General features: G+C 68.1%; 19 protein-coding genes. 10 read left to right on the top strand and 9 right to left on the bottom strand.

The annotated features are described in order from the left end of the window. Positions 1-46 precede the first annotated feature (46 nt). From IEX33_RS01775 to IEX33_RS01800, 6 genes are all read left to right on the top strand, one after another. Positions 47-1,201: an ABC transporter substrate-binding protein gene (locus IEX33_RS01775; RefSeq protein ID WP_188728152.1), complete on the top strand. Its 1,155-nt coding sequence runs from the start codon at positions 47-49 to the stop codon at positions 1,199-1,201. A gap of 27 nt (positions 1,202-1,228) precedes the next feature. Then, the gene (locus IEX33_RS01780) at positions 1,229-1,954 is read left to right on the top strand and encodes an ABC transporter ATP-binding protein (protein ID WP_104184437.1); all 726 of its coding nucleotides are present in this window, start codon (positions 1,229-1,231) and stop codon (positions 1,952-1,954) included. Then, complete coding sequence (locus IEX33_RS01785) at positions 1,944-2,891, top strand: ABC transporter permease (protein WP_188727237.1); 948 nt, start codon at positions 1,944-1,946, stop codon at positions 2,889-2,891. Before IEX33_RS01780 ends, IEX33_RS01785 begins: the two co-directional genes overlap by 11 nt. A gap of 101 nt (positions 2,892-2,992) precedes the next feature. Continuing rightward, entirely contained in the window at positions 2,993-3,442 is a 450-nt protein-coding gene (locus tag IEX33_RS01790) for an SRPBCC family protein (RefSeq protein WP_188727239.1), read from the top strand. Between the two features lie 181 nt (positions 3,443-3,623). Then, positions 3,624-4,895 carry a uroporphyrinogen-III C-methyltransferase gene (cobA, locus tag IEX33_RS01795; RefSeq protein ID WP_188727241.1) on the top strand — a complete coding sequence of 424 codons (1,272 nt, stop codon included), beginning with the start codon at positions 3,624-3,626 and terminating at the stop codon, positions 4,893-4,895. A 99-nt stretch (positions 4,896-4,994) separates the two neighbouring features. Beyond that, positions 4,995-6,461 (top strand): FAD-dependent oxidoreductase, encoded by a 1,467-nt coding sequence (locus IEX33_RS01800; RefSeq protein WP_188727244.1) that lies wholly within the window; start codon positions 4,995-4,997, stop codon positions 6,459-6,461. Between the two features lie 120 nt (positions 6,462-6,581). Here the strand turns inward: IEX33_RS01800 and IEX33_RS19280 are convergent, their stop codons facing one another. From IEX33_RS19280 to IEX33_RS01815, 3 genes are read right to left on the bottom strand one after another with little or no spacing between them, the layout of a single operon-like run. Further along, positions 6,582-7,844, bottom strand: a complete 1,263-nt coding sequence (locus tag IEX33_RS19280) for an SRPBCC family protein (RefSeq protein WP_229675192.1) — start codon at positions 7,842-7,844, stop codon at positions 6,582-6,584. Positions 7,845-7,874: 30 nt separating this feature from the next. Continuing rightward, positions 7,875-8,702, bottom strand: a complete 828-nt coding sequence (locus IEX33_RS01810) for a DUF1206 domain-containing protein (RefSeq protein WP_188727246.1) — start codon at positions 8,700-8,702, stop codon at positions 7,875-7,877. A gap of 3 nt (positions 8,703-8,705) precedes the next feature. Beyond that, positions 8,706-8,996 carry a hypothetical protein gene (locus tag IEX33_RS01815; protein ID WP_188727249.1) on the bottom strand — a complete coding sequence of 97 codons (291 nt, stop codon included), beginning with the start codon at positions 8,994-8,996 and terminating at the stop codon, positions 8,706-8,708. Between the two features lie 153 nt (positions 8,997-9,149). Here IEX33_RS01815 and IEX33_RS01820 point away from each other — a divergent pair, with 153 nt between their 5' ends. Then, entirely contained in the window at positions 9,150-9,686 is a 537-nt protein-coding gene (locus tag IEX33_RS01820) for a hypothetical protein (protein ID WP_188727251.1), read from the top strand. Between the two features lie 99 nt (positions 9,687-9,785). Here IEX33_RS01820 and IEX33_RS01825 read toward each other — a convergent pair whose 3' ends face one another. The 3 genes from IEX33_RS01825 to IEX33_RS01835 all read right to left on the bottom strand — a co-directional run bounded on the left by IEX33_RS01825 (position 9,786) and on the right by IEX33_RS01835 (position 13,139). Beyond that, positions 9,786-11,018: an AI-2E family transporter gene (locus IEX33_RS01825; RefSeq protein ID WP_188727252.1), complete on the bottom strand. Its 1,233-nt coding sequence runs from the start codon at positions 11,016-11,018 to the stop codon at positions 9,786-9,788. 118 nt (positions 11,019-11,136) lie between these two features. Then, positions 11,137-11,817: a FadR/GntR family transcriptional regulator gene (locus IEX33_RS01830; protein WP_188727255.1), complete on the bottom strand. Its 681-nt coding sequence runs from the start codon at positions 11,815-11,817 to the stop codon at positions 11,137-11,139. Positions 11,818-11,822: 5 nt separating this feature from the next. Further along, entirely contained in the window at positions 11,823-13,139 is a 1,317-nt protein-coding gene (locus tag IEX33_RS01835) for an MFS transporter (RefSeq protein ID WP_229675193.1), read from the bottom strand. Positions 13,140-13,282: 143 nt separating this feature from the next. Between IEX33_RS01835 and IEX33_RS01840 the strand changes: the two genes are divergently transcribed. Continuing rightward, positions 13,283-14,860 carry a CYTH and CHAD domain-containing protein gene (locus tag IEX33_RS01840; protein WP_188727257.1) on the top strand — a complete coding sequence of 526 codons (1,578 nt, stop codon included), beginning with the start codon at positions 13,283-13,285 and terminating at the stop codon, positions 14,858-14,860. 12 nt (positions 14,861-14,872) lie between these two features. Here IEX33_RS01840 and IEX33_RS01845 read toward each other — a convergent pair whose 3' ends face one another. Beyond that, complete coding sequence (locus tag IEX33_RS01845; RefSeq protein ID WP_188727259.1) at positions 14,873-16,309, bottom strand: PucR family transcriptional regulator; 1,437 nt, start codon at positions 16,307-16,309, stop codon at positions 14,873-14,875. Between the two features lie 168 nt (positions 16,310-16,477). Between IEX33_RS01845 and IEX33_RS01850 the strand changes: the two genes are divergently transcribed. Both IEX33_RS01850 and gabT read left to right on the top strand, forming a co-directional pair. After that, on the top strand, positions 16,478-17,908 hold the full coding sequence (locus IEX33_RS01850) for a gamma-aminobutyraldehyde dehydrogenase (protein WP_188727261.1): 1,431 nt from the start codon (positions 16,478-16,480) through the stop codon (positions 17,906-17,908). Between the two features lie 55 nt (positions 17,909-17,963). Continuing rightward, positions 17,964-19,334 carry a 4-aminobutyrate--2-oxoglutarate transaminase gene (gene gabT, locus IEX33_RS01855; RefSeq protein WP_188727263.1) on the top strand — a complete coding sequence of 457 codons (1,371 nt, stop codon included), beginning with the start codon at positions 17,964-17,966 and terminating at the stop codon, positions 19,332-19,334. Positions 19,335-19,464: 130 nt separating this feature from the next. Here gabT and IEX33_RS01860 read toward each other — a convergent pair whose 3' ends face one another. After that, positions 19,465-20,610, bottom strand: coding sequence for a phytase (locus IEX33_RS01860; protein WP_188727265.1), 1,146 nt, complete (start codon positions 20,608-20,610; stop codon positions 19,465-19,467). Further along, positions 20,607-21,638, bottom strand: coding sequence for an EamA family transporter RarD (gene rarD, locus IEX33_RS01865; RefSeq protein WP_188727267.1), 1,032 nt, complete (start codon positions 21,636-21,638; stop codon positions 20,607-20,609). The genes IEX33_RS01860 and rarD overlap by 4 nt, the downstream gene beginning before the upstream one ends. Between the last annotated feature and the right edge of the window lie 36 nt (positions 21,639-21,674).

Here is a 21,674-nt window from a genome sequence, read left to right on the forward strand (position 1 = left end):
TTGGGGCACTCCCTATGGTGAAACAATGACTAGTTCCAAGCCCGGGATGACCCGCATCGTGGCAGGCGAAAGCGCGGTACCCAAGCGCAAGCGTGCCATCGAGGCTGCCCTGGCCATCGGGCTGGTCCTGCTGATCGCCGTCGGCGCCGTGGTGGCCTCCACCGTTTCACGCAACACGGAGGCGCAGGCCGCTGAACCCACGCCCGCCGCCGACCTTAAACTGGGCTACTTCGGCAACGTCACCCACGCCCCGGCCCTGGTGGGTATCAAGCAGGGCTTCCTGGCCGAAGCCCTGGGCAGCACCGCGCTCAGCACCGAGACGTTCAATGCCGGGCCCGCGGCCATCGAGGCCCTGAACGCCGGTGCCATCGACGCCGCCTACATCGGCCCGAACCCGGCCATCAACTCCTTTGTCAAGAGCCAGGGCCAGTCCGTGCGCATCATCGCCGGCGCCGCGGCGGGCGGTGCGCAGCTGGTGGTCAAGCCTGAGATCAACTCCGCCGCGGACCTTAAGGGCAGGATCCTCGCTTCCCCGCAGCTCGGCGGCACCCAGGACGTGGCCCTCCGGTCCTGGCTTGCCTCCGAGGGATACCAGACCAACGTGGACGGCAGCGGCGACGTGGCCATCAACCCCACGGAGAACGCGCAGACGCTCAAGCTGTTCCAGGACGGAAAGCTCGACGGCGCGTGGTTGCCTGAGCCATGGGCCTCGCGGCTGGTGCTCCAGGCCGGAGCGAAGGTGCTGGTGGACGAAAAGGACCTCTGGGACGGGACCGCCACGGGCAAGCCCGGTGAATTCCCCACCACCGTCCTGATCGTGAACCAGAAGTTCGCCGCTGACCACCCGGACACCGTCAAGGCCCTCCTGGCCGGCCACGCGGAGTCGGTGGCCTGGCTCAACGAAGCCCCCGCCGAGGAAAAGGCAAGCGTCATCAACTCGGCACTGCAGGAATCGGCCGGGGCAGCCCTGGCCGATGACGTCCTGGCCCGGTCCCTGGCCAACATCACGTTCACCCTGGACCCGCTGGCCGGAAGCTACCCGCGGCTGCTGGAGGACGGCGTCGAGGCCGGCACCACCAAGCAGGCCGACATCACCGGCCTCTTCGACCTCCGGCCGCTCAACGAGGTTGCCGCCGGCGCAGACCTTGCCGGCGCGGACACCAGCAGCAAGATTTCAGCAGCCGGCCTCGGCCAGGACTGATCCACCCACCAACTTAAGGACGGCACCATGCCAGTCGTACTGGAACACCTGGGCAAGCGCTTCGGCGACGGCGCCCCGGTACTGGACGACGTCAACGCCACCATCGGGAAGGGCGAGTTCGTTGCCCTCCTCGGTGCCTCCGGCTGCGGCAAATCCACCCTGCTGAACATCATCGCGGGACTGGAGCCGCCGTCGTCGGGCGCCCTGGAGGTGCCCAGCGACGGTGCCGCCTTTATGTTCCAGGACGCCGCGCTGTTCCCCTGGCTCACCGCCCGGGAGAACATCGAACTGGCCCTGAAACTCCGCGGCGTTGGCAAGGCAGACCGCAAGGCCAAGGCCCAGGAGCTGCTGGAACTGGTGCACCTGGGTGCGGCGGGGGACAAGCGCCCGCACGAGCTCTCCGGCGGCATGCGGCAGCGCGTGTCCCTGGCGAGGTCGCTCGCGCAGGACCGGCAGCTGCTGCTCATGGACGAGCCCTTCGCCGCCCTCGACGCCATCACCCGCGACCTGCTGCACGATGAGCTGGAGCGGATCTGGAAGGAAACCGGCCGCACCATCGTCTTTGTCACCCACAACGTCCGCGAAGCCGTCCGGCTGGGCCAGCGCGTGCTGCTGCTGTCCTCCCGCCCCGGCCGCGTGGTCCAGGAATGGGCCGTCACCGAGGAACACCGCACCGACGCCGGGCTCGCCGGCCAGCTGACCGGGGTCATCACCGCCCGGCTCCGGGAGGAGATCCGCCGCCATGCCAAGTAACCCAACGCCCCTGGCTGAAGCTTCCGCCGAACCCGCCGAACCCCGGCACATCCACGCCGCACTCACCCGCACCTCCACCGGCAACGAGGACCTGCGGGAACTCGAGTCCGGGCTCGACTCCCTGCAGTCCGACGCCGCCCGCAAGAACCGCATCGACTGGAGCCGCATCCTGCTGCCCATCGCCGCACTGGTGGTGCTGGTTCTGATCTGGCAGTTCTACGTCTCGCTCGGCCTGAAACGGCGCGACCTGGTGCCAGGCCCGCTGGATGTCGCAGCGCAGGTGGGCGTCCTCTGGAACGAAGGCAAGCTCCAGGAAGCCGTGTGGACATCACTGCAGCGCGGGCTAGTGGGCTTCCTGATTTCGGTGGCCATCGCCACGCCCGTGGGCCTCCTGCTGGCACAGGTCGCGCCGCTGCGCCGGGCCTTTGGTCCGCTGATTTCCGGGCTTCAGGTGCTGCCGTCGGTTGCCTGGGTCCCGGCTGCCATCATCTGGTTCGGCCTCACCGATGCCACCGTGTACTTCGTGGTGTTCATGGGCGCCATCCCGTCCATCATCAACGGCCTGATTTCCGGTGTGGACCAGATCCCGCCGCAGTACCGGCGCGTGGGCACCGTCCTGGGTGCGTCCCGGCTGGAGATGGCGCTGCAGATCATCCTCCCCGCCGCACTGCCCGGCTACCTGGGCGGCCTGAAGCAGGGCTGGGCCTTCTCCTGGCGGTCCCTCATGGCCGCAGAAATAATCGCCGTGGGCGGCACCATCGGCTTCGGCCTGGGTTCCTTGCTGGACCAGGGCCGGATCCTGTCCGACATGACGGTGGTGATGTCGGCGATCCTGCTGATCCTCGCCGTCGGCATCCTGATCGAACTGCTGGTCTTCGGGCCCATCGAAAAGCGACTCCTCCGCAGCCGCGGGCTCCTGGCCGGCAGCACCCGCTAAGCGCCCCCGCCTTACGCACCCCGCAAAGCCCGACGGCGCCTCCCGCCGTCGGGCTTTGCCGTGCCCGCCGACCCACATGAGCAAGGTGGCAGACTGGCCCCATGAGCGCCAGTTTCGTGTGCCGCACCCAGAGCTCCCTTCCGCCGGAGCGGCTGTTCGACCTGGCCCGCAGCGTCGACGCCCACGTGGAGTCACAGAAGGGCTCGGGGGAGCGGGCGGTGGCCGGGGTGACATCAGGGCTGATCGGCGAAGGGCAGGAGGTCACCTGGCGGGCGCGGCACTTCGGGCTTCCGCTCACCATGACCAGCCGCGTCACGCAGGTGGACTTCCCCCGCAGCTTCACTGACGAGCAGGTCCGCGGCCCGTTCAGGTCCTTCCGCCACGTCCACGAATTCGAGGCCACGCCCGGAGGCTGCATCATGACGGACCGGGTGGAGTTCACGGCGCCGTTCGGGCTCCTGGGCCGCGCTGCCGGGAAGCTGGTCCTGCAGCCTTACCTGCAGCGGCTCATCCGGGACCGCGGGCGGTTCCTGGCCGGCATCAGCAGCTGAACCGGGGCACATTGACACGGACTCGCCGGAGATCTCGGTGTCCACGGTCCTGACCCCCGCCAATGGGCCCCAGGACCGCGGACGACGGCGGTCCCGCGCCATTGTGACGCAGCGTTACCTTACGTGAACTGGTGTTGCTGCGCCGTTGTTGGCACATGTGAGGCCGCCCTACCGTTGATTCATGGCAATTCAGGATATCTACCCCACGGCGCTGCGCCTCCTTGGGCGCCCCGTGCTGGTGGTGGGCGGCGGCCCCGTTGCAGCCCGCCGCGCCAAGGGGCTGCTCGACGCCGGTGCACGGGTCACCGTCGTGGCGCCTGTTGCCTCCGCTGCGCTCCGGGAACTGGCCGACGCCGGCCTCCTCACCTGGGAGCCGCGCACCTACCTTCCCTCCGACGTCGACGGCGTGTGGTTCGTCCAGACGGCCACCGGCGATTCCGCCGTGGACGCGCAGGTCTCGGCCGACGCCGAGGCGCAGCGCGTCTGGTGCGTCAACGCCTCCGACCACGAAGCGTCTGCAGCCTGGACTCCCGCTGTTGCCGAAGTAGACGACGTCAAGATCGCCGTGAACGCCGGGGGAGACCCGCGCCGCGCCATGGCCGTCCGCGACGCCGTTGCTACCGCACTCGAAACCGGCGACCTTCCGCTGCGCCGCCGCCGGGCCCACCGCGGTTCCGTGGCGCTGGTGGGCGGCGGACCCGGCGACACCGGGCTGATCACCGTCCGCGGCCGACGCCTGCTGGGCCAGGCCGACGTTGTGGTGGCAGACCGCCTGGGCCCCCGCGAACTCCTCAACGAACTTGCCCCGGACGTCCGCGTCATCGAGGTGGGCAAGACCCCCGGCCACCATCCCGTGCCGCAGATGGACATCAACCGCATCCTCGTCGAGGAGGCCCTCAAAGGTCACCGCGTGGTCCGGCTGAAGGGCGGGGATCCCTACGTCCTGGGCCGCGGCGGCGAAGAGGCGGAGTACTGCCGGCAGCACGGCGTCGAGGTCGAAGTGGTTTCCGGTGTCACGTCCGCAATCTCCGTTCCGGCGGCCGCGGGAATCCCCGTCACGCACCGGGGCCTCGCCAAGGGCTTCAGCGTGGTGACCGGGCACGAGGAGCTCTCCGAGGTTCCCGCCCGGGCCGACCACACCATCGTCCTGCTGATGGGCGTGGGCCAGCTGCGCGAATCCGCGTCCGCCCTGGGCAAAGCCGGCCTGCCGGCGGGGACGCCAGTTGGTATCGTGGAAAACGGCTATTTGCCGGACCAGCGCGTGACCATTGGCACGCTTGGTTCCATTGCGGACCAGGCGGAAGCCGCCGGCGTCGCAAATCCCGCAGTCATTGTCATCGGCGACGTTGTGCGCGTGAGCCCCTTCGCGCCGTCGCACTTCAAAACCGCTGACTACAGCACCACCACCCCGAACAGCCCCCGCACCAGCAAGCCCCGAGTCCTCACCACCTAGCCACCACCCAACTAGGTAGCAGCAGATGTCGTTATGAGCCCTCAAAACGACATCAACTGCTACTTAGTTGGGCCGGATCGAAGAAAAAGGAACACAGCCGTGTCATCAAGCACCACCGTAGGTTCTGCCGATCGTCCGCTGCGCGTCGCCGTCGTGGGCTCCGGCCCGGCAGGCGTCTACGCCGCCGACATCCTCACCAAGAGCGAAGCCGTCAAGAGCGGCGAGCTGACCGTGAGCATCGACCTCTTTGACCGCTACCCGGCACCCTACGGCCTGATCCGCTACGGCGTGGCCCCGGACCACCCCCGCATCAAGGGCATCGTCAACGCCCTGCACAAGGTCCTGGACCGCGGCGACATCCGGTTCTTCGGCAACGTGGACTACGGCACAGACCTCACCATCGAGGACCTCCGCACCCACTACGACGCCGTCATCTTCGCCACCGGCGCCATCAAGGACGCGGACCTGAACATCCCCGGCATCGAGCTGGAAGGCTCCTTCGGCGGCGCCGACTTCGTCTCCTGGTACGACGGCCACCCGGACGTTCCGCGCGAATGGCCGCTGGACGCCAAGGAAATCGCCGTGATCGGCAACGGCAACGTGGCCCTGGACGTGGCCCGTGTCCTCTCCAAGCACGCCGACGACCTGCTGGTCTCCGAAATCCCGGACAACGTCTACGCCGGCCTGAAGGCTTCCCCGGTCACGGACGTCCACGTCTTCGGCCGCCGCGGCCCCGCCCAGGTGAAGTTCACCCCGCTGGAGCTGCGCGAGCTGTCCCACTCCAAGGACGTGGACATCATCCTGTACCCGGAGGACTTCGAGTTCGACGAGGAATCGGACCGCCAGATCCAGAGCAACAACCAGACCAAGACCATGGTGGGCACGCTCACCAACTGGATCGCCGAGCAGCCTGAGGACCTCTCCGAGCTGAAGGCTTCCCGCCGCCTGCACCTGCACTTCCTGCACAGCCCGGTGGAGATCTATGACGACGCCGAGACGCCGGGCAAGGTGGCCGGCATGCGGTTTGAGCGCACTGAGCTGGATGGCACGGGCAACGCCCGCGGCACCGGCGAGTTCGTGGACTACCCGGTCCAGGCCGTGTACCGAGCCATCGGCTACTTCGGTTCGGCCCTGCCGGAGATCGAGTTCGACCACACCAAGGGTGTCATCCCGAACGACGGCGGCCGCGTCCTGGACGCCGCCGGCAGCCATGTGCCGGGCATCTACGCAACGGGCTGGATCAAGCGCGGCCCCGTGGGCCTGATCGGCCACACCAAGGGCGACGCCCTGGAGACGGTGACCTACCTGCTGGAGGACCGCGAAGACCTGCCGGTTGCCGCTGTTCCCGACGCCGACGCCGTGGTGGAACTCCTCGACGCCCGCGGCGTGCAGTTCACCAGCTGGGAAGGCTGGCTGGCGCTGGATGCCCACGAACTGGCCCTCGGCGCAGCCGCCACCGAGGCCGGCGGCTCGCACGGCGTTGAGGTCAAGCGTGAGCGCATCAAGGTGGTGCCGCGCGAGGACATGGTGAACATCTCCCGCGACGGCGTGGCCGCGCAGGTCTAGGCAGACTCACCACCCCGGGGCCCTGCGTGCCAGTCCTTTGATGGACCGGCATGCAGGGCCCCGGAGTTCTTTAAACCCTGGGGTGTGCTTTGACACTGGGGCTTCGTTAACCCTGCCGGGCTATTTACCGGCGCCGCCCGCGGCCATCAGCTCGAGCCGCCGCAGGGTTTCCCGGTTCCGCACAGCGATCAAGGGGTCGCGCAGGAACTTGGGCACCATCTTGCCCGGACCGCGGACGGCGTCCTCGGAGATGGTGACCTGGCATTGCCCGCCACGGTCCTCCAGCGTGATGACGACCTTCGCCTCGCCCATGGGCCAGCCGCGGGCGACCACTTCCAGCCGGCGGCCCGGCTCGACGGCGGTCACCTGGGAGCTGTCGTCGATCACCAGCGGCCAGCCGCCCACGGAGTGATGGAGGCGTGATCCTGCTTCCGGCCACCGGTCGTCCACGGCACGGATCCGGGAGGTGCCCACCACCCAGCCGGAGTAGAGCCAGCCGTCGGCGATGACCCTCCAGACATCGGCGGCGGGGGAGTTGAACAGCTGGGACACGGTGGACATGGTGTTCCTTTCTGTAGCGGCGAGGCTCGTCCCGCCCGGCGTATGGCCTGCGGGTGGGGATGATGCGGATGATGCGGAGGCGGAAGGTGCGACGGCGGGAGGTGCCGGCCGCTGCGCTGCCCGGTAGGAGTGTTCCCTTAGGCGGCGGGTCCAGGCGTAGGTCTGGGCTCCCGGCGGCTGGTTCTCGAGGGGATTGAAGCGCAGGGGAGTATCCGCCGGTTCCGGTTCTGCCCGCAGGCGGAGTTCGCCGCATTCGTGCCAGGGCCCCGTGGGTTTGGCCCAATAAAGGTGCAGCACCCATTCCCCGGATGTCAGTGGGCCGGCCGGCAGCTCGCTGGTCCGCAGCCCCAGCAGCACCGGCCCTTTGCTGCCCCGGTACGGCATGAGTGTTGTGAAGGTGGCGCTGGCAACGCCCAGTTTCGGCTGGAGCAGGAACCTGCCCGGAAGGCGCCAGCCGGTGGAGGCGAAGAGTACGTCCGTGATGCCGTCCGGGGATGGTGTGACGCGCAGGGCCAGGCCCAGGATGTCCGGAAGCTGCTGGGGCAGCCCAACGGATCGCGAAAACCGGGCCCGGACGGGGTCAACGCCGGGCGTATCGAGCCACTCCAGCCCGCTTGTAGCCCCGGTGCTGCCGGTCCTGGCCAGGTGTCCTGCCAGGCCGATGCCCTGCGGGTGGATGGGCCGGTCCGGCCGGGCCAGCTTCAGCATCCGGAACATGCCGGCGAAGGCGCGGCCGGCCGCCTCCGTGACGGCGGGGGTGGCGTCTCCCGGTGCGGCACTGTGGCCGCCGGGGGTTTGGTCGTGCGCTGCGGAGTGCGTCATGGTTCCTTCGTACCCCGAATCCGGCCGGAACTACATTCGGCCGAACCGTGACCGGACCAGGGCGAAAATTCCGTAAGCGATGAATCCGGCGCCGATGGCCACCAGCAGGGTCGGGCCGAACGGGTGGTCCCGCAAAGCCTTGAGGCTGCCGTCCAGCCCGGTAGACTCCTCGGCGTTGTGCTTGGCGGCGGCGATGACGAAGAGCAGCCCGGTGAGGAACAGGGCTACCCCTTTGGCGATGTGGCCGGCAACGCCAAGGGTGTCGATCAGCCTGCCGCGCCGGGTGCCGTCAAAGTGGAAGAGCTCTTCCTTGAATCCGCGCCGGACGCCCTTGACCACGAAGTAGATCCCGATGCCGATGATTGTCAGGCCCAGGGCAACGAGTGCCCACAGCCCCACCGGTGTGGTCATTAACGAGGCGCTGAAATCCCGGGTGCTTTCGCCGGAGTCCCCGCGCATCCCCACGGCGAAGCCCGCGAAGCTGAGCCCCACGCTGGTGTAGGCGATGGCCAGGAAGCCCGAGGAGATCAGCTTGGACAGCCGCTCCTTCCGCGGCAGGGGGCGTGCCCGCAGCGTTGCCTCGCTCGCCTGCCACAACCCCAGGCCGAAGCATGCCAGCACGCAGGACCACATCACCGCCGGACCCCACGGGTTCGCGGCCAGCTGCTCGATCGCGCCCGTAGGCTCCGCTTCCCCGGGCTGTCCAAACGCTACGGCGATGGCGATGAAGCCAATGATCACGTGCAGCAGGGCCATGACGGCGAAGCCGGCCCGGGCCAGGACGTCCAGGGCGGGGTGGTTGGAGGCCTGCTCGACGGCGTCGGCGGCCTGGCTGATGGTGGATTCCCCGTCCGACATCCGTCAGCCGTTCATTGGCCCTTCGGCACGCAGCTTGTCAGCACCCGGTCCCTCCACGTGCACGGTGCAGCGGACCACAAGCTTGCCCGGCGCGTTGTCCAGTTCCACGAGGGAGTCATCGGCACTGAGGACCGTAAACACCTGGGAGTCAGCCACGACGGAAACCCCTTTGGCCTTTGCGGTTTCCCGGGCATTGGCCAAGGCCTCGTCCTGCAGTTTTCCTACGTATGCGTCCTCTTGTTCCCGCGCCGGATCACCAAATGCCCAGCCGAACAGCGTCCCTGTGTTTCCCATGGCCACGATATTACGCGTTCCGCCCGCGGAAGACGGGCTTTCGTAACATTAGTAAGTGTGCTTACCATGGGCGGACCATGACCTTGATGGGACACGGCAAGTGAAGTCCGCAGGCGCGGCACCTTAGGCAGCTCAACGATAGGAATGCACACCATGGCAGGAAATCTTATTGCCCGTTCAGTTCACGATCTCACGGCAGCGGCCTGGTTCGGCGGATCCCTCATGGGCGCCATCGGCTTGAACGGTGCGGCAGCCGAGGCGAAGGACCCGTCCGAGCGGACGCGGCTCTCCAGCGCCGGCTGGATGAAGTGGGCGCCGTTCCAGACGGCAGCATTTGCCTCGCACCTGGTGGCGGACCTCGCCATCGCCTGGGAGAACAAGGGCCGCATCGCCAAGCAGGACGGCGTGGCGAGGGACACCGTCATCAAGACCGCGGTCACCGTGGTGGGCGCCGCGGTGACCCTGTACTCCGGCATCCTGGGCAAGAAGGTGGAGAAACTCGCTGCCGAAGGCGCCCAGGGGGCCACCGAACCCCGGCCGGACGCCTCTGACGAACTGAAGGCCGCCCAGCAGCAGCTGAAGATGCTCCAGTGGGCCATCCCGGCCTTCGCAGGCGCCGTGATCGTCCTTGGCGCCAAGCACGGCGAGATGCAGCGGCCCAAGAATGTGTTCGCGGGCCTCCGCTCCTGACGCAGCAGGGCTGTCCCGCAGCTGAAGCAACACACGCACGACGACGGTCCGGCACCCGAGTGCCGGACCGTCGTCGTGCGTGTGCCCCGCGCTAGGGGGTTAGATCGGTTTCGTGCCGGCCGGCGGGAGGTCTGGGTTCATGTCTTCAAGGTGCGGGTCTTCGGCCGTCCACACCTGGATGATGGCCCAGGTGACGGCCGCCAGCGGCACGGACAGGACCGCGCCGACGATACCCGCCAGGATGGTGCCGGCCGTCAGGGCCATCAGGATTACCAGGGCGTGGAGCTGGAGCGACTTGCCCATGACCACCGGCTGGAGGAGGTCGCCCTCCAGCTGGTTGACCGCGATGACCACGGCCACCACGATCAGGGCCACCACGGGCCCGTTGGCTACCAGGGCCACGAGGGCGGCGAGGATGCCCGCCACCGTTGCACCCACCAGCGGAATAAAGGCGCCGAGGAAAACGATGATGGCCAGCGGGAAGGCCAGCGGCACCTGCATGATCAGCAGTGCCGTGCCAATGGCAACGGTATCCACCAGGGCCACGATGGCGGTGCCGCGGACGTAGCCGCCCAGGACCTCAAGGGTGCGGCTGCCCACCCGGCGCAGCTTCGCTTCGCGGGCCCCGTTGAAGGGGCGCAGGAAGAAGTTCCAGATCTTGGCCCCGTCCTTGAGGAAGAAGAACAGGATGATGACCATGAGGCTGGCGCCCGCAATGAACTCCGTGACCATGGACAGGCCGGTGATGGCACCGGAGCGCACCTGGCTGCTGGTGGCAAAGTCGATGATTCCCTGCCGCGCCTCGGCAAGCTGCTGCTGGTCGATGGGAATCGGGCCTGTCAGCAGGAACCGTTCGAACTCGTCCAGTCCCGACGACGCCTGCTGCGCCAGTTCGCCCCACTGGCTGCGGACCGAGAAGTAGATCACCGTGCCAACGCCTCCCAGCACCAGCAAAAGCCCGATGAACGCGATGCCCGTGGCCAGTCCGCCGCGCATTCCCCGGCGGCGGAGCATGTTCACGAACGGGCCGATCGCGGCGGCCAGGATCAGCGCTATCAGGATGGGAATCACCAGGAGCTTGATCTGCATCAAGGCGTAAATGGAGACCACCGCCACGGTGAGGATCAGCAGTAGCTGGGCCGAACGGATGCCCACCCTGCCCAGGCCGTCACCCCACAGCTGGGAGGGGGACTTGATGTCCCGGGGGACCCTTGTGGCCGGGCGCTGCGCCTGCGGCGTCGCTGCCAAGTCCGTCCCGGGTGAATCCGTCCCTGCCGGTTGCGCGGGCTCTTTGCCCACCTGGTGGTTGGTCAGGCGTGATGATCGCGCCATGGAAACTCCTCATCGTCAGCGGTGCCTGCAGCGCCGTGATGGGGGGGCGCGCAGGACTACCTTCTTCAGATAGTAAGCCTACTGACCGATTAAGGCCTGAAGAAACCCCATTGCCGCACTATCCGGCCAGCCACTCCGCGCAGGAGTTCAGGTTCCGGTCAACGGTGGCGACGGCGGCGTCCTCGTCGCGCGCTTCGATGGCATCCGCCAGGAGGTCGTGGCCCTCGTGCGGGCGGCCGTCGAAGCCGGGGCGCCGCTGCTGCTTGAGGAGGTCCTGGTGGAATGCGCTGCCGAAACTGAGGTACAGCTCGTGCAGCAGGGGATTGCCGGAGGCCTGCGCCACCCGTTCGTGGAACCCCCAGTCCGCCCGCGCCCACGCCTCGTAGTCTCCCCGCGTCCAGGCCTGGTCCCGGGCGGCGAGGAGGGCACGCAGGGCCGTGACGTCGTCGGCCGTTGCATGGCGGGCCGCCAGTCGGGCAGCCTGGGTGTCCAGGCCCAGCCGGACTTCAAGGATGTGCTGCTCGGTGTGGTCCTGGTACATGCGCCGGGCAGCGCCGGACAGTTCGCTGGTGGCGCGGACATAGGTGCCGTCGCCGCGCCGCACCTCCAGCATCCCGCTGTGGGCGAGGGCCTTGATGCCTTCGCGGAGGGTGCCGCGCGAGACCCCCAGGCTGGCCATCAGCTCAGGCTCGGACGGGATGCGCTGGTGAAGGGGCCATTCGCCGGACTGCACCATGGCGCGCAGTTTGGCAGTGACCTCGTCAGCGAGCGGGGGGCGGGCGGAAGGACTCAGTGCCATGGCTGCTACTTCCTTCCAACCGCGTTGGTCATGGCCTTGCCCGTGATCAGGTGCGCCACCACGATCTGGGCCAGCGCCAGGGCAAGGAGGAGCAGGAGGGGAAGGGTCCAGCCGCCGGTGGCACTGTGCAGCAGCCCCATGCCGAACGGCCCCAGGGTGGCCAGCAGGTAGCCCGTGGACTGCGCCAGCGTGGACAGCGCCGTGGTTTCGGCGGTGCTCACCCCGCTGCGGCTGATCATCACCATCACCAGCGGGAAGATGCCCAGGCCGAACCCCAGCAGGGCGGCAGGAACAGCGGCCAGCCCCACCGGCAGGACCAGCAGCGATGCCAGCCCGGCCACCATGGTGATGCTGACCAGGTAGAACGCAGGCCGCAGCATCCGCGGCCGGGAACCGATGGCGATCAGCACCATACCCGCCGGGACGGAGACAAGCTGCATCAGCCCGAACATGAGTCCGCTGTCCGCAGCGCTCAGGCCCATGGTGGTCAGCATGTACGGGAACCAGCTCAGCAGGGCGTAGGCGAGCAGGGCCTGGAGCGTGAAGATCGAGGTGAGGAGCAGCCCTTTGCGGGTCCGCAGCAGCGGCCAGGGGGAGATCCGGCGCCCAGTTGCCCGGGGACTGTGCCGGTGCGCATGCAGGGCCACGGGAAGGAAGCCCAGGAGTGCCGCCACGGCGGTGATGCCAATGGCGCCGACGGCGGCCGAGGGCGAGCCGAGTGCCTGCGCCAGCGGCACCACCGCGACGGCGGTGACTGTGGCGCCCGTGGTCATGGTCACCGTGTAGACGGCGGTCATCAGGGACGTCCGGTGGGCAAAGTGTTCCCGGATGAAGGAGGGCATGGCAACGTTGCAGACGGCCAGGCCGGACATGCCCAGCACGCTGCCGGCCACCAGCATGCCGGTGGCGGGAATGCCGCGCAGGAGCAGTCCGCCTGCCAGCATGGCCAGGGCCACCAGGATCGCCTTCTCCACACCCAGCCGGCCCGTCAGCCAGGACGTGCCTGCCCCGGCAAGCGCGAAGCACAGCGTTGGAATGGACGGGATGATGGCAGCCACCAGCGTGCCGTAACCCAGCACCGACTGCAGGTCGTGCAGCAGTGCCGATGCTCCGGTGATGCCCGCCCGCAGGTTCAGTCCGATGAGCACCAGCGCAATGACACCGAACACGACGGCGGACCGGGGCTTGGCCTGGCCCGTTGCCGTTGCCGTTGCGATTCCGGTCGCCGTTCCCGTTGTCGGCGCCGGGGTGGGGACGGGGGCTGCGGCGGCCGGAGCAGGGGCCGGCGGCGCTTGGGCGGCGGGAGGGTGCGGGGCGGACATCCCACAAGTCTAAAGGTTAGACGTTTGATGTTTGCGGTTCTATGGCCAAGCTCTCCCGGCTTCGCGGCGGAGGGCAATAGACTGCCAGCGGGAGCCCGGACGCCATGGTCCGGACCCGTGCGCGGATGCGGAAGGGACAGCTTGTGAAGGCTTCGCAGGGACTTGAGATCGAAAAGAAGTACGACGTCGACGACGACGCCGCCGTGCCCGCGCTGGACAGCCTTCCCGGCGTGGCCAGGGCGGGGGCACCCCACATCGCCGTCCTGGAAGCCGTCTACTTCGATACCGCCCGGCACATCCTCGCGTCCCGCCGGATCACCCTTCGCCGCCGCACGGGCGGATCCGACGCAGGCTGGCACTTGAAGCTGCCGCCGCTGGAATCCGGCGGGACCTCAACAGAACCCCAGCAGCGGCGGGAACTGCACGCCCCGCTGGGACAGCCCGGCGTGGTGCCGGACAGCCTGCTGGTCCACATCCAGGCGTACCTCCGCGGAGCGGCCGTGGCGCCGGTGGTCCGGCTCGAGACCAGGCGCACCACCCACGCCCTCTACGGCGGGGACGGCGTGCACCTGGCGGACCTGGCCGATGACCGCGTGACGGCGGAGCGCCTGCACCCGGGACAAGGAGAAGGCGCAGGGCCCGGCGGGCAGCAGCAGTGGCGCGAGTGGGAACTGGAACTTGTCCATGGCGGGCCCGAGCTCTTTGCCCCGGCTGAGGAACTGCTGGTGCAGGCCGGCGCACGCCCCGCGGGCCACGCCTCGAAGCTGGCCCGCGCCCTCGGCGGCGAAGCGGGCGGCGAAAGCGTTCACGACGGAAGCACCCCGGACCTTGCTGCCGGCAGGAAAGCGCCAGCGGCCGCCGTCGTCACCGTGTATGTCGCCGCGCAGATCCAGGAAATCCTGGCCCAGGATCCGGGGGTTCGGCTGGAGGAACCCGAGTCCGTGCACAATATGCGGTCAGCGGTCCGGCGGATCCGTTCCGCGCTCGCGGCCTACCGCAAGCTCTACTCCGCCCGCCCGGTGCGGCATGTGCGGGACGAACTGAAGTGGCTGGGCCAGGTGCTGGGCGGCCCGCGGGACGCCGAGGTCCTGCTGGACAGGCTCCGCGGGCACCTGGGTGAACTGCCGCCGTCCCAGGGGGTTGCCGCCGCCAGTGACCGGGTGGAGCGCAAGGTGGGCGGCGCGTTCGACGACGGGTACCGGCAGCTGCAGGAGGCACTGCGTTCGGACCGCTACTTCCGGCTCCTGGACGACCTCGAGGCCTTTCGGAACGCCCCGCCGGTCCGGTCGGAGGCCGTGGCGCGGGGCCGCCGGGAGTCCGCGAAAGCAGTGGACAAGTCCGCCAGGCGGCTGCGGCGCTCGCACAAGGCGGCAACGCGTGCCAGGCGTGGGACGGACCACGAAAACGCCCTCCACCAGGTACGCAAGGATGCCAAGCGGCTCCGGCACGTGGCGGAAACGGCAGCCCTGGTGCGCGGCAAGCGCGCCCGCAAAGTGGCCAAGGCGGCGCAACGGCAGCAGAAGATCTTGGGCGACTTCCATGACGCCGTGATAGCCCGCGACCTGCTGATCACCGTGGGCTCGCGCCAGGAGCAGACAGCTGCGGCCGCGGTCTTCGCTGAGCTGGAGAACCGGCAGGACGAGCTGATGAAGGACGCCGAAGCCAAGTACCGGAAAGCCCGCAGGAAATCCCGCGAGCTGCTGCGCCGCGGCGTCCTTTGACGCCAGGGCCGGCTACTTGCCCTGCCGTGCGCCCAGCCGGGCCACCGCCAGGGCCAGCCAGAGCTGGACCCGGTCCGTGGTGACGGCGGGGTCGTACCCGGTCAGCTCGGTGATCTGCGCCAGCCGGTAGCGGACCGTGTTCCGGTGCAGTGTGAGCTCCTCCGCCACCGCGGCCACCGAGCCGTTGTTGTTGAGGTAGCTCTCCAAGGTGGTCATCAGTTCCGAACCGTGCGCGGCATCGAAGGTCCGTAACGGGTTCAGGGACTCGTTGGCCATGTCAGCCAGCGGCACGTCCTCGCTGGCCAGCAGCAGCGACGTGAGGCTCAGCCGCTCCGGTTCGTTGACGGGCAAACCGTGGCTGGCGGCATCCCGGGCCTCGAAGTAGCTCCAGCGCAGGCCGTTCGGCTTGGTGTACGCCCCGCCGATCCCGATGGTCGCATGGAGGCCAGCCTCGGCGAGGTGGTCGCTCAGCTTGCGGGCCAGCGCAGGTGCGCCGCCGCCGTCGTCATTAATCACCAGCACCAGGTCCTTGCCCACAACGGCGGCCACGGCGTTCTCCAGCTCGCGCGGCACGGAGGTGCTCACCAGGGCTTTGTTGTGTGCGGCAGAGACGGCCAGCAGCACCACGTTCTTGCGGGTGCTGTTCACGCCCACGCCCGCCAGGCGCCGCTGGGCTTCGCTGGTTTCCAGGGCCCCGTGGATCACGTCCTCGAGGACCTGGCCGCACAATGCCCGCTGGGCCTGCCGCTGCTTGACCATGTTGTTCAGCTCCACGCTGATCAGGTTCTGGGCGTAGCCAATGATGCCTGAATCCTCGAAGGGCTGGCGGACCCACAAAGTACAGGCGTCCCGCCGGCCGGTGGGGACGGGGTAGGAGGACCAGGTGTCCGCCGAGGGAGGTTCGCTGCTGCTGTTGTAGAGCTGGGCCGTGAACTGGGTCAGGGCAACATCGGTGCGCAGCATACCGCCCAGGTGCTTGAGCAGCTCGGAGAGCCCGCCGCCGGTGAGCAGTGCCCGTGCCAGCACCTGGTGCCCGGCGATCAGCCGTTCAAGCTTCGCGTAGTGGTCTGCGGACTGGGCATCGGCCACCAGCTTGCCGATGGCGATGAAGGGCGTCTCGTAGGGGACCTCCACCACGGGCAGTCCCCAGCGGTTGGCTTCCGCCAGCAGGGCCGGGGGGACTGCCTCGTGAGAGAGCCCTACGCCGAAGCCAATGCCCACCGCGCCGGCCCGCTGCACCTGCCGGACAAACCGCCGCTGTTCCGGGGCGGACCGCAGGCGCAGGCCGGTGGTGAGGATGAGTTCACCGCCGTTGATGAAGCGGTGCGGATCCTCCAGCTCGGTCACTGCCACCCAGTTGATGTCCTGGTGCCAGGTGGTTTCCGCGAGCCCGGCTTTGGTCAGCTTCAGGGAGTTCACACCCAAGAGGGCGGCGAGGGAAATGGCCATGGATCAAGGATAAAGGGGCGCTGGGCAACCGCACTAAACACGTTCAGGAAGGGTGTGCAGGTGGCTATTCACTGCGCAGGGTCGCTGGCATAGGCTCTAGGCAGTTCCATCCCTCCGCCCTGAATTCCGCCCGGGCGCGGACGGCCCCTACGAAAGAGGTTGCACACCGTGGTCCAAACCTTGCAGAACTTCATCAACGGGAAGTTCGTCACTCCTGCCGGCACTGCCCTGCTGGACATCGTGAACCCCACCAACGGCGAGGTCGTGGCGCAGTCGCCCGTCTCGGTGCAGGCCGATGTGGACGCTGCCATGACCGCGGCCAAGGACGCCTTCACAACCTGGAAGCACGCCACCCCGGGCCAGCGCCAGCTCATGCTCCTCAAGCTCGCCGACGCCGTCGAGGCCAACAGCAATGAACTCGTGGAAGCCCAGCACCGCAACACCGGCCAGGTGCGTTCGCTGATCGCCTCGGAGGAAGTGGCCGCCGGCGCCGACCAGCTCCGCTTCTTTGCCGGCGCGGCGCGCATCCTCGAGGGCAAGTCCGCCGGTGAATACTTCGAGGGCCACACCTCCTACGTGCGCCGCGAGCCCATTGGCGTCGTGGCGCAGGTGGCACCCTGGAACTACCCGTTCCTGATGGCCATCTGGAAGATCGGTCCCGCACTGGCGGCCGGCAACACCGTGGTGCTGAAGCCCTCGGACACCACGCCTGAATCCACCCTGGTCCTGGCCCGCCTGGCCGGTGAGATCTTCCCGGCCGGCGTCCTGAACGTGGTGCTGGGCACCGGCGAGACCGGCGCCATGATGGTTGACCACAAGGTCCCCGGCCTGGTGTCCATCACCGGCTCCGTCCGCGCCGGCATCGCGGTGGCCTCGGGTGCGGCCAAGGGCCTCAAGCGTGCGCACCTGGAGCTTGGCGGCAAGGCTCCCGCCATTGTGTTCAAGGACGCCGACATCAAGAAGAGCGCGGCGGCGATTGCCGAATTCGCGTTCTTCAACGCCGGGCAGGACTGCACGGCCATCACGCGGGTGCTGGTGGAGGATTCCGTGCACGACGACGTCGTGGCGGCCATGGTGGAGCACACCAGGACCCTGCACACGGGCTCGCAGAACGACGAGGACAACTACTTCGGCCCGCTCAACAACATCAACCACTTCAATGCCGTCAGCTCCGTGGTGGAAAACCTGCCGGAGAACTGCAAGATTGTCACTGGCGGCCACCGGGCGGGGGAGAAGGGCTACTTCTTCGAACCCACCATCGTCACCGGTGCCAAACAGACCGACGACATTGTCCAGAAGGAAACCTTTGGACCCGTCATCACGGTGCAGAAGTTCAGCACCGAGGAAGAGGCCGTTGAGCTGGCGAACGACGTTGACTACGCCCTGGCCTCGAGCGTCTGGACCAGCAACCACGGCACGGCCATGCGGCTCAGCCGGGACCTCGATTTCGGTGCCGTCTGGATCAACACCCACATCCTCCTTACAGCCGAGATGCCCCATGGCGGTTTCAAGCAGTCCGGCTACGGCAAGGACCTCTCCATGTACGGCGTGGAGGACTACACGCGCATCAAGCACGTCATGTCCGCCCTCGACGCGTAACCGCGCCTTCCATTTCGACCGCACCAAATCCCAGGCTTCAAAGAAAGGCCTCCCCATGACCACCACAGCATCAGACATCACCTTCCGCCTGGAGCAGAAGCGCCGGGTCCAGGCTGACTTCCCCGGCCCCAAGTCCGTGGCGCTGACGGAACGCCGCAAGGCAGTCGTCGCCGCCGGCGTCGCCTCCAGCGTCCCCGTCTACGTTGCCGACGCCGACGGCGGGATCATCCACGACGTCGACGGCAACTCCTTCATCGACCTCGGCTCGGGCATCGCCGTGACGAGCGTCGGCGCGTCCGATCCCGCCGTCGTCGGGGCCGTCAAGGAAGCCGTGGAGCACTTCACCCACACCTGCTTCATGGTGACCCCCTACGAGGGCTACGTGGCAGTGGCCGAACAGCTGAACCGCCTCACCCCGGGCAGCCACGAGAAGCGCACCGTCCTCTTCAACTCCGGCGCCGAGGCCGTGGAGAACGCCGTCAAGGTGGCCCGCCTCGCCACCGGACGCGACGCCGTCGTGGCTTTCGACCACGCCTACCACGGCCGGACCAACCTCACCATGGCGCTCACCGCCAAGGCCATGCCGTACAAGACCAACTTCGGCCCGTTCGCGCCCGAGGTCTACCGCATGCCCATGAGCTACCCCTACCGCGAGGAAAACCCGGAGATCACCGGTGCCGAGGCCGCCAAGCGCGCCATCACCATGATCGAAAAGCAGATCGGCGGGGACCAGGTTGCCGCGATCATCATCGAACCCATCCAGGGCGAGGGCGGCTTCATCGTCCCGGCCGAGGGCTTCCTCCCGGCACTGGCCGCGTGGGCCAAGGAAAAGGGCATCGTCTTCATCGCGGACGAGGTCCAGTCCGGCTTCTGCCGCACCGGTGAATGGTTCGCCGTCAACCACGAAGGCGTTGTCCCGGACATCCTGACCATGGCCAAGGGCATCGCCGGCGGCATGCCGCTGTCCGCCATCACCGGCCGGGCAGACCTGCTGGACGCCGTCCACCCGGGCGGCCTGGGCGGCACCTACGGCGGCAACCCGGTTGCCTGCGCCGCTGCCCTTGCGTCCATCGGCTCCATGGAGGAGTACAACCTCAACGGGCGTGCCCGCCACATCGAGGAACTCGCCACCGGCCGGCTCCGCGAGCTCCAGTCCGAGCTCGCCGCCGCCGGGACTGCCGTCATCGGTGACATCCGCGGCCGCGGCGCCATGCTGGCCATTGAACTGGTCCAGGCCGGCTCCAAAGACCCCAACCCGGAACTGACCAAGGCCGTTGCCGCTGCCTGCCTCAAGGAAGGCGTCATCATCCTGACCTGCGGAACCTACGGCAACGTGATCCGTCTGCTGCCGCCGCTGGTCATCACCGATGAGCTGCTCAACGACGGCCTGGACGTCCTCGCCGCCGCCATCCGGGCCAACGCGTAACACCTACCTATAACCAACACCCCGCGAGGGCGCACGCAGCCCCAGGCCCCGGAGCGCATGCTTCCCGGGACCTGGGGCTTTCCTGCTTCGGCAGGGGATGCCCGGGGAACCCCTGCCGGGGCGGTCCGGATCAGCGAAGGATGGAGGCCAGCGGAATGTACTTCAGGTTGGACGTTGTCCCGCCGCTGTTCTCTTCGTCGTGGACCACCAGAAGTCCCTCTTCGAACTGCGGCCCGGCGTCCAGTGCCGTCACGTCCAGGCCGTCGGTTCCGGACACGCCGTCGATATCCCCGTTTCCGCCCACACTGAACTTCCTGACAAAAGCGTTGCTGCCGGACCGCTCATAGATGGCAATGGTGGAGTCGCCCTGGCTGGACACGAAAAGGTGCCCTGATCCGCCGGGGCCGTAGCTGATGCCCAGCCCCTCCACGTCTGCCACGAGCCGCCCTGCGCCGGTTTTGTCCACGGCGGTCCGTTCCTTGCCGGCGTCGGGTTCGGCGCTGTACTTCCACACACCGACGTCCTCCTGCGCGATGTAGAGGTGCCCCAGCTCGTCGTCCGCCACGCAGCTTTCCGTGATGCTGCTGACCGGGAGCTCCCTGACGAGCTCCGCCTCCACCCGGCTTTCGCCGTCGTCAACCAACTCGAACTGTTGGATGGGCCCTTCCTCGTTCGGGGTGACAAAGGCGTAGAACTTGCCGCTGGTGCTGCTGCGGTACATGCAGAAGCCGTAGTTGGGCGCGAACGTCCTGATGCTGCCCGCCGCAACGGGTGTGAGCTCCCGGGTCTTTGGGTCCAGGGTCCACAGGGCCAGGGTGTCTTCCGTCCGGTTGTTCCCGCCCACCAGCACGGCCGATTCCCCGGACAGCGGGAACCCTGTCCTCAGGTCGACGTTGCCGATCTTTCCGTCCGGACGGAAGTGGATCAGTTTGCCGTCCATCCCAAAGACGCCGATTCCCCCGCCCGTGTCTGCCTTGTTGTCCGCGATTACCACGCTGTTGGCCGGATTGGCGGGGTCCACCCAGATGGCCGCGTCATCCGCCACGTCTCCTGACCCCGAAAAGCTGGACGTCTCCACGGTGGGTCCCCCGGCCGCCGGGGCCGGTGCCGATGTGGTGGGCGGAGAAGGTTCAGGGCTGGCAGGTCCGGGCGGCTGGTCCCCGGACGGGAGGTTGGTGATCAGCACCAGCGCCGCAAGGACTGCAAGCGCGAGGAGCGCGGCGACGGCGATCCGGATGCGGGTACGCCTGGTGTTTCCCGCGGCAGGAGATGTCATGTGCCCCGCTTTGCGCGTTTGGCCACCGAGTTCCTGCGTGCCGTCCCCAGCATGTCCGCGGTGAGGACGGCCAGGGCCAGCCATACCACGCCGAACCCGATCCAGCGGTCCACGGTCATCGCTTCCCTGAACACCACGAGGGCAATGATGAACTGCAGGACGGGAGCGCAGTACTGGAGCAGGCCGATGGTGGTCATGGGAAGCCTGCGGGCGGAAGCGCCGAAGAACAGCAGCGGAACCGCGGTGATCACCCCGGACGCCACCAGGAGCCAGAAATGGCCGGGACCCTGCGTGGTGAGCGTGTCGGTTCCGGTGGCGGCCAGGAAGATCATGGTGGCCGCTGCAAAGGGGGCCAGCACCATGGTTTCCACGCTGAGGCTCGTGACGGCGTCCACCCGTGGACCCACCCGTTTCTTGACGAACCCGTACAGGCCAAAGCTGAACGCCAGGGTCAGGGCGATCCACGGGAGCTTGCCGTAGGAATAGGTCAGGACGCCCACCGCCACAAACCCGATGCCGACGGCGGCCCACTGCAGCGGCCGCAGCTTCTCCTTCAGGACAAACACGCCAAGCAGCACGGACACCAGCGGGTTGATGAAGTAGCCCAGGGACGCCTCAACAGCCTGCCCGGTGGTGACCCCATAGGTGTAGGTGAGCCAGTTGACGGCGATCAGCAATGCGGCCAGGGCCAGGGAACCGAACACGGCGCGGTTCCGAAGGGCCTGGGCCAGGGCTGACCAGGCGCGGGTCACCGTGATGAGGAGGGCGCAGAACAGCAGCGACCACACCACCCGGTTGGCCACGATCTCGACGGCGCCGGCCGGCATGAGCACAAAGAAGTACAGCGGGAGCAGCCCCCACAGCCCGTAGGCGGCGATACCAAAGAGGACTCCCGCCGTCGTCTCCTTGTCCACTGCCTTGGGACCCACTGCCTTGGGGCCCGCTGCCGGGGAAGGAGGGCCGGCGGCAGCCGCGGGAGCCGGGGCGCTGGGGGAGGACGATCCGTCGGGAGAGGGCACGAAACCCATAACACCACCTCATTGGCAGGTATTCCAGCAGGCAGG

Source organism: Pseudarthrobacter scleromae (assembly GCF_014644515.1).
Lineage (GTDB): Bacteria > Actinomycetota > Actinomycetes > Actinomycetales > Micrococcaceae > Arthrobacter > Arthrobacter scleromae.